Annotated in this window: 12 protein-coding genes; 6 read left to right on the top strand and 6 right to left on the bottom strand. The window is 30.7% G+C overall.

The features are described from left to right. The first annotated feature begins 62 nt into the window (after nt 1-62). Nucleotides 63-1,916, top strand: coding sequence for a M1 family metallopeptidase (locus tag KO506_RS06225; RefSeq protein WP_215994033.1), 1,854 nt, complete (start codon nt 63-65; stop codon nt 1,914-1,916). Between the two features lie 53 nt (nt 1,917-1,969). Here the strand turns inward: KO506_RS06225 and KO506_RS06220 are convergent, their stop codons facing one another. The 6 genes from KO506_RS06220 to pflB form a co-directional block, all read right to left on the bottom strand. Then, nucleotides 1,970-2,638 carry a LysE family translocator gene (locus tag KO506_RS06220; RefSeq protein WP_215994032.1) on the bottom strand — a complete coding sequence of 223 codons (669 nt, stop codon included), beginning with the start codon at nt 2,636-2,638 and terminating at the stop codon, nt 1,970-1,972. 88 nt (nt 2,639-2,726) lie between these two features. After that, entirely contained in the window at nt 2,727-3,773 is a 1,047-nt protein-coding gene (locus KO506_RS06215; RefSeq protein WP_215994031.1) for a ferredoxin--NADP reductase, read from the bottom strand. 11 nt (nt 3,774-3,784) lie between these two features. After that, nucleotides 3,785-4,774, bottom strand: coding sequence for an aspartate-semialdehyde dehydrogenase (locus KO506_RS06210; RefSeq protein ID WP_215994030.1), 990 nt, complete (start codon nt 4,772-4,774; stop codon nt 3,785-3,787). 217 nt (nt 4,775-4,991) lie between these two features. Then, nucleotides 4,992-6,494: a DUF3360 family protein gene (locus tag KO506_RS06205; protein WP_215994029.1), complete on the bottom strand. Its 1,503-nt coding sequence runs from the start codon at nt 6,492-6,494 to the stop codon at nt 4,992-4,994. Nucleotides 6,495-6,618: 124 nt separating this feature from the next. After that, on the bottom strand, nt 6,619-7,404 hold the full coding sequence (gene pflA, locus KO506_RS06200) for a pyruvate formate-lyase-activating protein (protein ID WP_252726800.1): 786 nt from the start codon (nt 7,402-7,404) through the stop codon (nt 6,619-6,621). 77 nt (nt 7,405-7,481) lie between these two features. Beyond that, entirely contained in the window at nt 7,482-9,737 is a 2,256-nt protein-coding gene (gene pflB / locus KO506_RS06195) for a formate C-acetyltransferase (RefSeq protein WP_215994028.1), read from the bottom strand. Between the two features lie 232 nt (nt 9,738-9,969). Between pflB and trhO the strand changes: the two genes are divergently transcribed. The 5 genes from trhO to KO506_RS06170 all read left to right on the top strand — a co-directional run bounded on the left by trhO (nt 9,970) and on the right by KO506_RS06170 (nt 17,353). Beyond that, nucleotides 9,970-11,001: an oxygen-dependent tRNA uridine(34) hydroxylase TrhO gene (gene trhO / locus KO506_RS06190; RefSeq protein WP_215994027.1), complete on the top strand. Its 1,032-nt coding sequence runs from the start codon at nt 9,970-9,972 to the stop codon at nt 10,999-11,001. Nucleotides 11,002-11,396: 395 nt separating this feature from the next. Continuing rightward, nucleotides 11,397-12,773 (top strand): PSP1 domain-containing protein, encoded by a 1,377-nt coding sequence (locus KO506_RS06185; RefSeq protein ID WP_215994026.1) that lies wholly within the window; start codon nt 11,397-11,399, stop codon nt 12,771-12,773. Continuing rightward, nucleotides 12,748-13,248 (top strand): gliding motility lipoprotein GldH, encoded by a 501-nt coding sequence (locus KO506_RS06180; RefSeq protein ID WP_215994025.1) that lies wholly within the window; start codon nt 12,748-12,750, stop codon nt 13,246-13,248. Before KO506_RS06185 ends, KO506_RS06180 begins: the two co-directional genes overlap by 26 nt. A 1-nt stretch (nt 13,249) precedes the next feature. Continuing rightward, nucleotides 13,250-15,541, top strand: coding sequence for a transglycosylase domain-containing protein (locus KO506_RS06175; RefSeq protein WP_215994024.1), 2,292 nt, complete (start codon nt 13,250-13,252; stop codon nt 15,539-15,541). Between the two features lie 12 nt (nt 15,542-15,553). Then, nucleotides 15,554-17,353 carry an AMP-binding protein gene (locus tag KO506_RS06170; RefSeq protein ID WP_215994023.1) on the top strand — a complete coding sequence of 600 codons (1,800 nt, stop codon included), beginning with the start codon at nt 15,554-15,556 and terminating at the stop codon, nt 17,351-17,353.

Below are 17,353 nucleotides of genomic sequence, written 5' to 3'. Positions count from 1 at the left end.
TTTTCGAAACGCTTATTTTAAATAAGTGTTTTTTATTTTCAAATCAAATTAAAATTTTTACAATGAAAAAACTACTCTATTTATCATTATTTACGTTCGCGTTTATGGCTTGTACGCAAACTAAAGAGGTTGTTAAAGTGAATAAACAAAGCACAACAGCTAAAGATTTCGATGCTACTTATTGGCAACAAAAGGTTGATTATACCATGGATATTGATATGGATGTAAACAATTATCAATATAAAGGTACACAGAAATTAGTGTATACAAACAACTCACCAGAAGCTTTAGATCGTGTTTTTTATCATTTGTATTTTAATGCATTTCAACCAGGTTCTCAGATGGATGTTCGTTCGTTAAACATTAAAGATCCTGATGGTAGAGTAAGAGATAGAATTAGCAAATTAAAGCCTAATGAAATAGGTTATATTAAAGTAAATTCTTTAAAACAAAATGGAGCTATATTAAAATATGAAACTGTAGGTACTATTTTAGAAGTAGAATTAAGTACACCAATAAAATCTGGTGAAACTGTAACTTTTGATATGCTTTTTGATGCTCAAGTTCCTAAGCAAATAAGACGTTCAGGAAGAAATGGTAAAGAAGGTGTTGCACTTTCTATGAGTCAATGGTATCCTAAAATGGCAGAATACGATTTTCAAGGTTGGCACACACCACCATATATTGCACGTGAATTTCACGGAGTTTGGGGAGATTTTGATGTTACGCTTCACATAGATAAAAAATATGTAGTTGGTGGTACAGGATACATACAAAACCCGCAAGAAGTTGGTTTTAATTATGAAGATAAAAACAAGGAATTAACCTTGCCTAAAGGCGATAAATTAACTTGGCATTTTAAAGCGCCAAATGTGCACGATTTTATGTGGGCTGCAGATCCAGATTACAAACATGATGTTTTAACTATGGAAAATGGAATCGATTTACACTTTTTATATAAGAAAACTTTAAAAAGCGAATATTTAGAAAATTGGAAAAATCTGCAACCAAAAACAGCAGAATTAATGACTTATTTTTCTGAAAATGTTGGGCAATATCCTTATAAACAATACTCTGTGATTCAAGGTGGAGATGGAGGTATGGAGTATGCAATGTCTACTTTAATTACTGGTCAACGTAAATTTGGTAGCCTTTTTGGAGTAACAGCACATGAAATGGCACATACTTGGTTTCAGTTTTTATTAGCTTCTAACGAAAGTTTACATCCTTGGATGGATGAAGGTTTTACCTCTTATATTTCTGGTAAAGCATCTCACGAAATTCTTAAAAAAGGAAATAAAAACCCAAGTGCTGGGCCATATAGAGGTTATAATTTTATGGTAAAATCTGGTACAGAAGAGCTATTAACAACACATGCAGACAGGTTTCATACAAATAGAGCTTATAGCTTTGCTAGTTATGGTAAAGGGAGTATGTTTTTAAGTCAGTTAGAGTATATTATTGGCCCAGAAAATACTGCTAAAGGATTAAAAAAATACTTTGATGATTTTAGTTTTAAACACCCAACACCTAATGATATAAAACGTTCTATGGAAAAAGTTTCAGGTATTCATTTAGATTGGTATTTAAACGAATGGACACAAACTTTACATACTATAGATTATGGTATTAAAGCTGTTGATGGTAAAAAAATTACTTTAGAAAGAATTGGTCAAATGCCAATGCCTATTGATTTAGAAGTAACTTACACAGATGGAAGTAAAGAGAATTTTAATATTCCTTTAAGAATGATGAGATCTGCAAAACCAACAACAGCTACAGTTATTGCAGATTGGGGATGGGCATACCCAACGTATTCTTTTGAAACATCTAAAACAGTAAAATCTGTAGAAATTGATACTGAAAAATTAATGGCAGATATTAACGATAAGAACAATGTTTTTAAAGTAAATTAATCTACTTTATTACATAGAATATTAAAAAGAAGTGAGGTTTTTACCTCACTTTTTTAATGTATAAATTCATTTATTTTTTCGTTTGGTATAAATCCTTTTAAGATTAAAAATACACCACAAACAATTAAAATAATACCCATTATTCTTTTTACTTTAAAGATTAATAAAGGTGTCATTTTGTTTTTTAATTGTTTTGCTAATAGTATTTTACCTAAATCAGTAATAAAATAAGCTAGAATTATTACTCCAAAATAACTAAATATTGCATTCTGATTCATATTTAAAGTAGGGCCAATTACTAAAACTGTACCTAGCCAAAAAGCCAAAACACCAATATTTATAAAGTTTAAGAAATATCCTTTTAAAAATAATTTTAGATAATTGTTTTTTACAATTGGTACCTCTATAGTTTTTGCATCTGCAATTGCTTCTTTTTTATTCTGCTTATCAAAATAGGTAATTAAACCATAAATTATTAATACTAAACCACCAATAAAAAACAATCTTGGGTCGTCTTTAATTTTTTCTAATAAAGACCTACTGCCATAATAAGCAATTAAAATAAAAGAAATATCACCTAAAATTACGCCTAAGTCAAAAATTATAGCAGCTCTTGCTCCTTTTAAAATACTGGTTTGTATTAACATAAAAAAAACAGGGCCAATCATAAAAGCCATAAAAAAACCTATAAATAAAGCGTTTTTAAAATCGTAAATGTCCATTTTTTAAAAATACCATTTTTTAATTGAAGTCAAAAAAAGAAAGGATGGAAAACCCATCCTTTACGATTAAATATATGTTTGCTATTGTTTAAACATCATCAAAATCGATGCTTATTTTGGGTGTAGTTGGGTAAGCTTGGCAGGCTAAGATTAAACCTTCTTCAACCTCACTATCAGTTAAAATAGAGTTTTTAACCATTACTGCTTTTCCTTCAGTAACTTTACACATACAAGAGCTACAAACTCCACCTTGGCAAGAGTAAGGTGCATCTAAATCATTACGTAAACTAGCTGCTAAAATATCATCAGTTTGTGGCATTGTAAAGGTTGTTTCTTCATCATCTAACAACACTGTGATTTCTGTAATTCCTTCTTTTACTTCAGATGCAGCTTCTTTATCAATAGAAACTGTAAATAATTCAAAATGAATATTTTCTTTAGTAAAGTAATTACCTTTTAAAGTATTGGTAACCTCATTAATCATTTCTTCTGGGCCACATAAAAAAGCAGCATCAAAAGGGTTTTCTTTGTACATGTTTTTTACAAAGTAGTTGGTTACACTTTTATCTATTCTACCTCTTAATTGATTTTTTACATCTTCTCTACTAAAAATATAATGCAATTTAAAACGATCAGAATATGATGTTTGTAAGGAGTTTAACTCATCATAAAAAATAGTGTCTGCAGCAGTTTTATTACCATAAACCAAAGTAAATTTAGAAGTTGGTTCGTTTTCTAACACCGTTTTTATCATCGATAAAATTGGTGTAATTCCAGAGCCTGCAGCAAAAGCAATATAGTTTTTGTTTGCTTCTGGTTTTAACTCAAATCTACCTTCTGGAGCAGAAATTTCAATTTCATCACCCGCTTTTAATTCTGAAGTTGCATATTTAGAAAACGTTCCATTTTCTACGGCTTTTATGGCTACTCTAATTTCATCACTTTTTGGTGATGAACAAATAGAATATGCTCTTCTAATTTCTTCGCCATTTATTACTTTTTGTAAAGTAATGTATTGCCCTGCTTCAAAATTAAAATCAGATTTTAAATGTTGAGGTATCTCAAATACAACAGAAACCGCATTTGCGGTTTCTTGTTTAACTTCTTGTATGTTTACTTTGTGAAATGTTGCCATTTAAATATGTTTTATACCAAACTATTTGCAATTAAATATTCGGCAATTTGAACTGTATTTGTAGCAGCACCTTTTCTAAGGTTATCTGCAACAATCCACAAATTTAAGGTATTTTCTTGAGATTCATCTCTTCTAATTCGTCCAACAAACACTTCATCTTTATTATGAGCGTTAATTGGCATTGGGTAAACGTTGTTTGCTAAATCATCTTCTACAATAACTCCAGGAGTTTCGCTTAAAATTTGACGAACTTCAGCCAATTCAAAATCATTTTCAAACTGCACGTTTACTGCTTCTGAGTGCCCACCAGCAGTAGGAATACGAACAGCAGTTGCTGTTACAGAAAAAGAATCGTCTCGTAAAATTTTCTTAGGTTCTTTTACCAATTTCATTTCCTCTTTTGTGTAACCATTATCTAAGAAAATATCACAATGAGGTAAAGCATTTCTACCAATTTTATGAGGATACACCATTTCTCCTTCTATACCTGCTTCTTCATTATCTAATTGTTGTACAGCTTTTACACCAGTACCAGAAACAGATTGGTAAGTAGAAATTACTACACGTTTCATTTTGTATTTTAAATGTAAAGGAGATAAAGCAGCTACTAACTGAATTGTAGAACAGTTAGGGTTTGCAATAATTTTATCTTCTGCAGTTAAAACATCGCCATTAATTTCTGGAACTACTAATTTTTTAGTTGGATCCATTCTCCAAGCAGAAGAATTATCAATTACAGTGGTGCCCACTTCTGCAAATTTAGGAGCCCATTCTAAAGAGGTATCTCCACCAGCAGAAAATAGCGCTACATCTGGTTTTAAGTTTACTGCATCAGCTAAAGTTACAATAGTGTATTCTTTGCCTTTGTAAGATAATTTTTTACCAGCAGATCTTTCTGATGCTACAGGTATTAATTCTGTTATCGGTAAATTACGCTCTTCTAAAACTTTTAACATTACAGTTCCAACCATTCCAGTTGCTCCAACTACAGCTATTTTCATTACTTTTTAATTTAGTATTCTAATTTGTACTGCAAAGATGCTAACAAAAAAAATGCTAACCATTATTTTAATAAATATTTACCAAAATAATTCAGGATGTTTAATTTTTAACAAGTTGATATAAATCTTCTATAAATGAAAAACCATCCAATATTAAATTGAATGGTTTAACGCTTATTAGTAGTCAGAAACTAATAGTTATTTTTAAAAAAAATTATCATAAAAAAGCATCAATACCATAATTACCTTTAAACATACCCACAGCAAGAACAGCAGCTACACAAATAATTAAGATGCTTAAAGGAATTACCAAACGATCTACCATAGAAAGTCTTTTAGCTCTATCTCTATCACCAATTAAACCATTATTATCTAAGAACATTGCTAAAGCCCAAGCTAAAACAGGGTTTGTAACCATTGCCATAAAAATACAAACACCAGCAGCTTGTGCACAAGCACTTTGCTTTATCATTTGTACACCAGCTTCTATCATTGGCAAAAATACACCTACTAGTAAAGCAATAGATCTTACAGGTGGCCAAACAGCAACATCCATTGGACTACCTAAAATAGCAACAGCCATTACCATTATACCTAATAGAATTGCACCAGCAGGAATTGGTCTTTTTGCAATGGCAGCAGGTATTAAATACGTACCCCAAGAAGAAGTAATATTACCACCACCAACAGCAGTACCAACCATTTGTCTTATAGAACACATAGTCATTGTATCATCTACATCCATTAAAACTTTTTCAGATTTTTTTGGATAATTCATTTCCTGAAAAATTCGGTGTCCTAAAAAGTCTGGAGACCACATTGCCACTGCTAAAATTGCAAAGGGTAAAGAAGCAATAAAATGTTGTGCTTTTGGTAAGCCAAGCATCCAACCTTCTTCTGTGCTACCCCACCAATAGGCAGGGTTTAGGTTTGGTAAACCCATTTCTGTTGTAAAATGTAAATCGAAACTTGCACCACCAATTAAAGCAATTGCCAAAGCTGTAATGGCACAAGCAGGTATGGCAAGCCAACGTTTATCAATCCTTGCTAAATAACTGTATAAAATAACAGTAATGGCTAAAATGATTAGTCCTAAATATCCCATAGAACCTATTTCTATAGTTGATGATGAAAGCCCCATACTCCAATTTTGTATGGTTTTTATTTGACTGAGAGCTCCAGAAAATCCTAAGAAAATTAGTAAACCACCAGCTACACCTTTACTTGTTAAATTTACTAAACGAGATCCGCCTTTAAAAAAACTAAGCAATAAACCAAATACACCAATTAAAATTGCTAATGCTAATGGATGTGCGCCTGCCAAAGCAATACTTGCAATTAAAGGAATCATTGGACCGTGATTACCTGCTAAATTTGCTCTTGGATTAAAAAAACCAGAAGCAAGAATTACAAATAAAAATGCGGGAATAATCATTTCTACTCTAGAAACTTCAATGGCAAATTCTTTACCAAGTGTTATGTGGTCCCAAGCATTTGTTAAACCTTCTGCCCAAGCCATCATTACAGATGAATACATAGCAATAATACCTAAAGTACCTGCTAATGCTGGTACTAAATCTTCCCATTCAAATCTAAAATCTCTTCCAGGAAGATTCAATTTAAATCTTCTAGGTTTCATTATTTGTAATTCATGATCTAAATATTCTGATCTATTTTCAAATTCTGAAGCAGGTTTATGTTGTTCTTTGTAGGTTTTCATGCTGATAATGTTTGTGTGACTTAAAGCTATTTTTATGCAGTACTATTCTACTTAATGTGTTTGTAACATTAAGAAACTTGCCTTTTTAGATTAATAAGATGTTTGTTAAAAGGTTTAAAAGTAGTTAGTTAATCTTTACTTTTTTAAAATAATCGCTTAAAATCTTAGACGCTAGATCTAGTTCTTCTTTTGTGTTTTCTCTTGTCTCTTTTAATTCGTAATCCCAACCTAAAGCATCCCATTTATGGATACCCAATTTATGGTAAGGTTGCAATTCTATTTGTTCTATATTTTTATAGTTTTTAAAGTAATTACCCAATTGATGCAATAACTCTGGTGTATTGGTAATTTCGGGAATTAAAACATAACGCAACCACATTTTTTTGCCAGAAGCCTCTCTGTGTTTTGCGAAATTGAATGTAGTTTCTTTGTTTCTTTTTCCGGTAATTTTTTGAAAACCATCTTCTGTCATGTGCTTAATATCTAACATTACTAAATCTGCATAATTGTCTAGTAATTCTATTGTTGGATGATTTAACATTCTACCATTTGTATCTAAATTAGTATGAATGCCTTCTTCTTTTAGTCTTTTAAAAAAAGGGATAAGGTTATGTGCTTGTAAAAGTGGTTCTCCACCAGAAACTGTAACGCCACCTTTATTGCCAAAATATGATTTCATTTTAATAGCTCTTTGTACTAGATCTTCTATGTGAAATTCTTGTCCTCCATGTGTATCAATTGTATCAGGATTATGACAATATTGACATTTTAATTTACAGCCTTGTAGAAAAATAACTAATCTAATTCCTGGCCCATCATGAGTGCCAAAAGACTCTATAGAATGCACGTTTAATATGTTGTCTGAAGTTTTAATTTTCTTAAAATTTAAGTGAATAAAAAAGGGATTCAAAAAAGAGAATAGTTACTTTTGGTTATCAAAGTTTAATTTCTATTTTTTTTGAATCCCTTGTAAATACATAAAAAGTACTACATAGATTCGTGGAAAGAACGCGAAATTACTTCCATCTGTTGTTCTTTTGTTAATCTGATGAAATTAACAGCATAACCAGAAACTCTAATGGTTAATTGTGGATGTTTTTCTGGGTGCTCCATTGCGTCTAATAAAGTTTCTTTATCTAACACGTTTACATTTAAATGTTGTGCTCCGTGTTCAAAATAACCAGTTAAAGTTGCAACTAAATTATCTGTTCTATCTTCTTGAGTAGAGCCTAAAGATTTAGGTACAATAGAAAAAGTATTTGAAATTCCGTCTTGAGAATCTTTATAGTCTATTTTAGCAACAGAGTTTAAAGAGGCTATTGCACCATTTGTATCACGACCATGCATTGGGTTTGCTCCAGGAGCAAAAGGAATGCCAGAAGCTCTACCATCTGGAGTTGCACCTGTTTTTTTACCATACACAACATTAGATGTAATAGTTAAAACAGACATTGTAGGTTCTGCATCTTTATACACTTTTAACAGTTTTAATTCGTTGTTAAAATCTTCTACTGCATTATGTGCAAAAATATCAACCCTATCATCATCATTTCCATATTTAGGGAACTCTCCTTCAATTTTAAAGTCTACTGTTAAACCTTCTTCGTTTCTAATTGGTTTTACTTTTGCATATTTAATTGCTGATAAAGAGTCAGCTACTATTGATAGACCTGCAATACCATAAGCGATATTAATATCAGGATTTGTATCTATTAAAGCCATTTGCGCTTTTTCGTAGTAATATTTGTCATGCATATAGTGTATAATGTTCATAGCATCATTATAAACTTTTGCTACTCTTGTCATTGCAATTTTAAAGTTTGCCATTACTTTATCAAAATCTAAGAATTCATCAGTAAGAGGTGCAATTCCATCAACCATTTGTTTGCCAGTAATTTCACATTTACCAGCATTAATTGCTAATAATAAAGTTTTGGCCAAGTTTGTTCTTGCTCCAAAAAACTGAATTTGTTTTCCAATTTCTTGGTAAGAAACACAACAAGCAATACCATAATCATCAGAACCTCTTAAGTTTCTCATTAAATCATCATTTTCAAATTGAATAGATGAGGTGTCAATAGATACTTTTGCACAGAATTTTTTAAATTTTTGTGGTAATAATGGAGACCATAAAACTGTAATATTTGGTTCTGGTGAAGGCCCTAAGTTATATAAAGTATGTAAAAAACGGAAAGCAGTTTTTGTAACTTTAGATCTACCATCGTTTAACATACCACCAATTGCTTCTGTTACCCAAGTTGGGTCTCCAGCAAAAATTTCATCATAAGCAGCCATACGTAAATGACGCACCATTCTCAATTTCATTACGAATTGATCTATATATTCTTGTGCTTCTGTTTCTGTAATAACTTCGTTTTGTAAATCTTTTTCAATAAAAATATCTAAGAAAGTAGATACATTACCTAAAGACATTGCTGCTCCATCTTGTTCTTTTACAGCAGCTAAATATGCCATGTACGTCCATTGAACAGCTTCTTGGGCATTTTGCGCAGGTCTGTTTAATTCTAAATTGTAATGATTACCCATTACAATCATGTCTTTTAATGCTTTTATTTGTTCAGAGACTTCTTCTCTTAAACGAATAACAGCATCTGTCATAGGTCCTTCTATTTCTGCTAAATCTTGTTTTTTAACTTCGATTAATTTATCAATACCATACAATGCAATACGTCTGTAATCACCAATTACACGTCCACGAGCATAGTTGTCTGGTAAACCTGTTAAGAAACCTAAAGAACGGAATTTTCTAATTTCTGCTGTATATGCATCAAAAACACCATCATTATGGGTTTTTACATATTTTGTAAATAATTCATTTACATCTTCACTAGGTTTTAAACCATGTTCTTCTAGGGCTTTTTGTACAACTTTGTAGCCTCCAAAAGGTTTCATTGCTCTTTTTAATAACCCATCAGTTTGCAAACCAACAATTACTTCATTTTCTTTATCTATATATCCAGCACCAAAGCTAGCAACACCAGAAATAGTTTCTGTATCAACAGAATGTACACCATTATTCTGTCTTTCTTGTTGCATTCCTTCTTTACAAATTCCCCAAAGTTTTTCAGTTTTTTCACTTGGGCCAACTAAGAATTGATCATCTCCATAATAAGAAACAATGTTTTGGATAACAAAATCTCGAACATTAATAGATGTGTTCCAGACACCTGCTTTAAATTCTAAATTTTTTGGTTCTTCTAAAATTAATTCATCTAATTCCATCTTTTTATGTATTTAAGTTTTAACTTGTTTTCTATATCATTACTCTACAAATTTAGAATCTGATTAAGGTTTAAAATATGATAAAAGTTAGGTTTTAGCTTTTTTTTAAGAAAACGTTGTAGTTTTTTATTTGATAATCAACAATATAAAAGATGTAAATATTGATTCTATGATTTTAAAGAAATAACTACATTTGCAAAAAAAAATATTTGTTTAACTAAATTAGTATAGCATGCAACTGTACAATAAGTTAAGCGCAAAAGAACGCGCTGCATTAATAGATGAGGCTGGTAAAGATCGGCTCACAATTTCTTTTTATCAATATTACAAGATAGAAAACCCACAATTATTAAGAGATAAGTTATTCTTAGAATGGAACTCTTTAGATGTTTTAGGTAGAATTTATGTTTCTTACGAAGGTATAAATGCTCAGTTATCTGTGCCTTCAGAAAATTTTTATGCTTTAAAAGATCAATTAGATAGTATTTCTTTTCTAAGAGATATTCGATTAAATGTTGCTGTAGAGCAAGATAATAAGTCGTTTTTAAAGCTAAAAGTAAAAGTTAGAAACAAAATTGTTGCTGATGGTTTAAATGATGAAACTTTTGATGTTACCAACAAAGGTGTGCATTTAAGTGCCAAAGAATTTAATGAAATGCTAGCAAATCCTAAGACGGTTTGTGTGGATATGCGTAACCATTACGAAAGTGAAATTGGGCATTTTAATGGAGCAGTTACTCCAGATGTAGATACGTTTAGAGATTCTTTAGATATTATAGAAGAAGATTTAAAAGACAACAAAGAAGATAAAAATTTATTGATGTATTGCACTGGTGGAATTCGATGTGAAAAAGCTTCTGCCTATTACAAACACAAAGGTTTTAAAAATGTTTTTCAGTTAGAAGGTGGTATTATAGAATACACGCGTCAAGTAAAAGAAGAAGGAATAGAAAATAAATTTATTGGTAAGAATTTTGTTTTTGATCACAGAAGAGCAGAACGTATTACTGATGATGTTGTTTCTAACTGTCATCAATGTGGAAAAGCTTGTGATACGCATACAAACTGCGCAAATGAAGCATGTCATTTATTATTTATTCAGTGTGATGAATGCTCTGAAAAGATGGAAAATACCTGTTCTACAGATTGTCAAGAAATAATTCAACTCTCTTTCGAAGAACAAAAAGAGCTTAGAAAAGGAAAGGGAAATAGCAATAAAATCTTTAAAAAAGGACGAAGTGAAGTTTTGAAGTTTAAAAAATAGTTTCCTGTTAAAATAATTCAAGTAAAGCAGGTATAAAAAGTATTTAGTAAACGTTTTAAAAAAAACCTCAATTTTTGAGGTTTTTTTGATTTGATATCATCTTTTAATACGAATTCTAATTAAACATCAACAAATTCTAAAGTGTATAAAACTTTAATCCATCTTTAAAATATATTTGTACTGTATTCAAACAAAAGATGTTTAGATAACTTTAAAAACCTATTTTTTCATTCTTTAAGAATGCGTATATTTACGAATTAGTGAAAATTGGATGATGCTTTTGTATTAATCTGATAATCAAATTATGAATCAAAATGTTTTTTATTTTTTTTCTGATATTTTATTGAAAATTTCAGAATTCAGAAGATAAAAACTATATAATATATTTACTTAACATGGCATGTGGAAGTTGTGGTACAACAGAAAATGGTGTACCTAGAGGTTGTAAAAGTAATGGAAATTGTGGAACAGGAACCTGTGGAAGTGGTAGCGAAAAACTAGCTGTTTTTGATTGGCTATCTAATATGACTTTACCAAGTGGTCAAGAGCGTTTCAATATTTTTGAAGTCCGTTTTAAAAACGGAAGAAAGCATTTTTATAAAAACATAGATAATCTGCCATTAACTATGGGAGATATTATAGCTGTAGAAGGTTCTCCTGGTCATGATATTGGTACAATTTCTTTGGCAGGTGAATTGGTAAAAGTGCAAATGAAAAAACGCAAAATTACTGCTGATCATGAAGATGTAAAGAAAATTTACAGAAAAGCAAGCCAAAAAGACATTGATATTTGGCAAAAAGCCAGAGGTAGAGAAGAGGAAACCCAAAGAAAAGGAAGAGAGATTTTAGGTAAACTAGGTTTACAAATGAAACTTTCTGATGTAGAATTTCAAGGTGATGGAAATAAAGCAACATTCTATTACACAGCAGATGCAAGAGTAGATTTTAGACAGTTAATTAGAGATTTAGCTAGTGCATTTTCTATTCGTGTAGAAATGAAGCAAGTTGGGGCAAGGCAAGAAGCAGCAAGATTGGGTGGTGTAGGTTCTTGTGGTAGAGAATTATGTTGTTCAACGTGGTTAACAGATTTTAGAAAAGTAACAACTTCTGCAGCACGTTATCAGCAATTATCTTTAAACCCGTTAAAATTAGCAGGGCAATGTGGTAAATTAAAATGTTGTTTAAATTTTGAGTTAGATACCTATTTAGATGCTTTAAAATCTTTTCCCAAACAAGATCTTGTTTTAAGAACAGAAAAAGGAGATGCAGTTTTTGTTAAGATGGATATTTTTAAGAAACACCTATGGTATACCTACAAAGAAGAACGTTTTAAATGGTTTAGATTAACATTAGATCAGGTTCAAGAAATTATCGAATTAAATAAAAATAATGAGAAATCTATTTCTTTAGAAGATTACGAATCTGATGTAGAAATACCTGAAACAGTAGATTTTGAAGATGCAGTTGGGCAAGATAGTTTAACACGTTTCGATACTCCTAAAGTTAGTAAAAGAAGAAGAAACAACAGAAATAATAGAAGAAAAAAACCAGTAGCTGTTGCAGCAAATCAAATAAAAGAAAATACACAAAAACAACCCCAAAAGCAGCAACAAAAAAGAAGACCAAAGCAGAACCCTAATCAAAAGCCAAAGGTTGCTAATAAACCAAATCAACCAAAAGCAGAAGGGGCAAAGCCTAATAAACCAAGAAGAAATAATAGAAACAGAAATAAGAATAGACCTAAAAATGGAAACAATTCTCAAGAAAAATAAACCTTTTATTTTTTTAATAACGCTTCTTTTCTTGTTTTCTTGTAGTGATAAAATTGAGTTCACTAAATACAATTCGTTGTCTAATGCTTCTTGGGAAGCAAATAAAAATATTTCATTCGAATTTGAAATAAGTGATACTATTTCATCTAATAACTTATTCATAAATATTAGAAATAATAAAGATTATCCTTACAGTAATTTATACGTAATAACAGATCTTAATTTTCCAAATGGAGATAAAATAATAGACACCTTACAATATGAAATGGCAGATAATTCTGGTCAGTTTTTAGGAAAAGGTTTTACAGATATTAAAGAAAATAAATTATTTTATAAAGAAGAAAAAGTATTTCCTGTATCAGGAAAATATGTTTTTAACATACGTCACGCAATGCGTAAAAACGGAGAAGTTAATACAATTCCTTTTTTGCAAGGTGTACAAGATGTAGGTTTTAGCATAGAAAAAACAGAATAAAATGGCAAAGACACAAAAAACAAGTTTTAGAAAATACCTACTTTGGTTTTGGGGTATTCTTTTTTCGATCTTATTAATTTTTATATTGTTGTTTTATACAGCAGCTTCAGGAGGTTTGGGTGCTTTACCTACTTTCGAAGAATTAGAAAATCCGCAAACTAATTTAGCAACAGAAGTAATTTCTGCAGATGGTGTAACTATTGGTAAATATGCTAAAGAAAATAGAACACCAATCAAATATAATGAACTTTCACCTAACTTAGTAAATGCTTTAGTTGCTACTGAAGATGAACGTTTTTATGAACATTCTGGAATCGATTTTAGAGGAACTGCAAGAGCTGTAATTAAATTAGGGAAAGATGGTGGAGCAAGTACAATTACCCAACAATTGGCTAAAAATCTTTTTACGAAAAGAGCTTCTAGAAATATTTTTAAAAGAATAGGTCAAAAAATGAAAGAATGGGTAGTAGCCACTAAATTAGAAAGGCAATACACCAAAAAAGAAATAATTGCAATGTATTTAAATACGCAAGATTTTATTTTTAATGCTGTAGGAATTCGTTCAGCCGCAAGAATTTATTTTGGTAAAGAAGCCAAAGATTTAGACGTTCAAGAGTCAGCTATTTTAGTAGCGATGTTAAAAAACCCAAGACAATATAATCCTCATAGAGAAATTTCAAAAAATAAATCTTTGAGGAGAAGAAATGTAGTTTTTGCACAAATGGCTAAAAATGGTTTTTTAACTATTCAAGAAAAAGATTCTTTACAAAAGTTACCTCTAACAATAAATTATACACCAGAAAGTCATAGTGATGGTTATGCAACTTATTTTAGAACGCATCTACAAAAAATGATGCGTAAATGGGTTAAAGAAAATCCAAAACCAAATGGTGAGCAATATGATATTTTTAGAGATGGATTAAAAATATACGTAACTATAGATTCTAGAATGCAAAAATATGCAGAAGAAGCAGTTACAGAACATATGGCAAATTTGCAATCTTACTTTTTTAAAGAGCAAAAAAGAAATAAAACTGCACCTTTTTACGATTTAGAAAAAGATCAAATTAAGGGTATTTTAAATAGAGCAAAAAAGAATTCAGAAAGATATAAGCGTCTAAAAATTGCAGGAAAAACATCCAAAGAAATAGATGAAATTTTTAACAAGAAAACCAAAATGAAAGTTTTTTCTTGGAAAGGAAATATAGATACAATTATGTCTCCTTTAGATTCTATTAGATATTATAAGTACTTTTTACGTTCAGGCTTATTATCCATAGCACCACAAACAGGTCATATAAAAGCCTGGGTTGGTGGTATTAACAATAAACATTTTAAATACGATGCTGTTGCACAACAAAAAAGACAAGTAGGTTCTACGTTTAAACCTTTTGTATATGCAACTGCTATTAATCAATTAAGGAAATCTCCTTGCGATTTATTACCAAATACGCCTTATACAATTCCTGCAGGTAAATATGGAATTCCAGAAGAATGGACTCCAAAAAATTCTAATGATAAATATGGAGGAATGTTAAGTTTAAAAGATGCCTTAGCTACTTCTACAAATGTGGTAACTGCTAATTTAATAGATCAAGTTGCACCAATAAATGTTGTACGTTTGGCAAATTCTGCAGGTATAGAAACAGAAATTAAACCAAATCCATCAATAGCTTTAGGTGCTGTAGATTTATCTTTATACGAAATGGTAAGTGCATACAGTACGTTTGCTAACAAAGGTTTGCGAGTAAAACCAATGATTATTACAAGAATTGAAGATAAAAACGGAACCGTTTTAAAAGATTTTGTACCTAAAACACAAGAGGTTTTAAGTGAAGAATCTGCTTATGTAATCTTAAATTTATTGCAAGGTGTTACAGATTCTGGATCAGGAATTAGACTACGTTCTAAATGGACATCTGGAGGGAAAGCTGTAACCGGTTTTCCTTATGAGTTTGATAATGAAATTGCAGGTAAAACAGGTACAACACAAAATCAATCTGATGGTTGGTTTATGGGAATTGTACCCAATTTAGCAACAGGTGTTTGGACAGGTGGTGAAGATAGAGCAACTCATTTTGCAGGTATTACAAAAGGGCAAGGAGCAACAATGTCTTTACCAACTTGGGCTTTATTTATGAAAAAATGTTATGCAGATAAAACATTAAATATTAGTAAAGAAGATTTTGAAAAACCAGAAAACTTATCTATTAATATTGATTGTGATGAGCCTGTTAAAGAAGAAGGAAAAGAGAATGCTAAAATTCCAGTAGAAGAAGATACCGATTTTTAAAAGCTCATTTTAATGATTTGGAAACCAACTAAAGAACATGAAAATTCGTCTAATATTAGTAAATTGATGTTAAAGCATCAATTTACTAGTTATAAGGAGTTATGGAGTTGGTCTGTAGAAAATAAAGAAGATTTTTGGCAAGAAACAGTCGAGTTTTTAAATATCATTCAAGCTAAAAAATACGATCAAATTTTAAATGTTGATGAAGGTGTAACTCAAGTAAAATGGTTATTTGGTGCTCAATTGAATATTGTAGATTCTTGTTTTCAGAATGATGATAATGCAACTGCAATTGTCTTGCAAAAACCAAACAAATCTGTTCAAAAAATTACGCAAAAAGAATTAGAGTTATTGGTTAATAAAATAGCCAATAGTTTTGTTGATATTGATGTACTAAAAGGTGATACTATTGCTATAGATTTACCAATGACGCTAGAATGTGTTGCAATTTATTTGGCAGCAATAAAAGCAGGAATTAAAGTAGCAACAATTGTTGATAGCTTTACTGTAAATGAAATTAAAGTACGATTAGATTTAACAAAACCCAAAGTAGTTTTTACGCAAGATTATTTAGTTAGAGCAGGTAAAAGTTTTCGACTTTATGAGAAAGTAGTAGATGCAAAAGCTCAGCAAATTGTAGTAATAAATACATTAAAAAATAAAGATTTTTCCATAAGAGATAATGATCTTTTTTGGGATGATTTCTTGTCTGATAATTCCAATTTTATCAGTGTAAAACAATCGCCTCAAGATTGTATCACAATTCTTTTTTCATCAGGAACAACAAATGCACCTAAAGCAATTCCTTGGAATCATACAACAGCAATAAAAGCGGCTTCAGACGGATTTTATCATCAAAATATACAACAAAATGATGTGGTTTGCTGGCCAACAAATTTAGGTTGGATGATGGGTCCTTGGCTAATTTTTGCTGCATTAATTAACAAAGCAGCTATTGGTTTGTATTATGATGCGCCTTTAAGTGCAGATTTTGGAGCCTTTGTACAAAATGCAAAAGTTACAATGTTGGGTGTAATTCCGAGTATTGTAAAACATTGGAAAAACTCTGCTTGTATGGAAACTTTAGATTGGAATGCAATTAAAAACTACAGTTCTACAGGAGAAGTTTCTAACCCAACAGAAATGGAATATTTAATGCAACTTGCCAATAACAAACCAGTTATAGAGTATTGTGGAGGTACAGAAATTGGTGGTGGTTATATTACAAGTACAGTGGTGCAAGAAAATTTATCAAGTACTTTTTCTACAAAAGCATTAGGTACAGATTTTGTTTTGTTAGGTGATGATCATCAAGAAACGAAAAAGGGAGAAGTATTTTTAATTCCGCCAATTATGGGGCTTTCTACAGAGTTGTTAAACAAAGATCATGAAAAGATTTATTATGATGATACTCCAAAATATCATCAAGTTTTAAGAAGACATGGAGATGAATTGCATCAATTAGAAAATGGCTATTTTAAAATTTTAGGTAGAGTAGATGATGCTATGAATTTAGGTGGAATTAAAGTAAGCGCAACTCAAATAGAAGAAGCTATTAATCAGTTAGAATTTGTTTTAGAATCTGCAGCAATTGCTGTGGCTCCAAAAGATGGTGGGCCAGCAAAACTAGTTGTTTTTTATGTTGAAAATAATAATATTAAGGTTGATGAAGATTTTTTAAAATCTGCTCAAAAAATTGTAAAAACACAATTGAATCCTTTATTTAAAGTTTCAGATTTAGTAAAGATTGATGTTCTACCAAGAACAGCATCAAACAAAGTAATGAGAAGAACATTAAGAGATGGTTATTAA

Source organism: Polaribacter vadi, from assembly GCF_018861005.1.
Lineage (GTDB): Bacteria > Bacteroidota > Bacteroidia > Flavobacteriales > Flavobacteriaceae > Polaribacter > Polaribacter vadi_A.
This window is presented reverse-complemented; position numbering and strand designations above follow the sequence as displayed.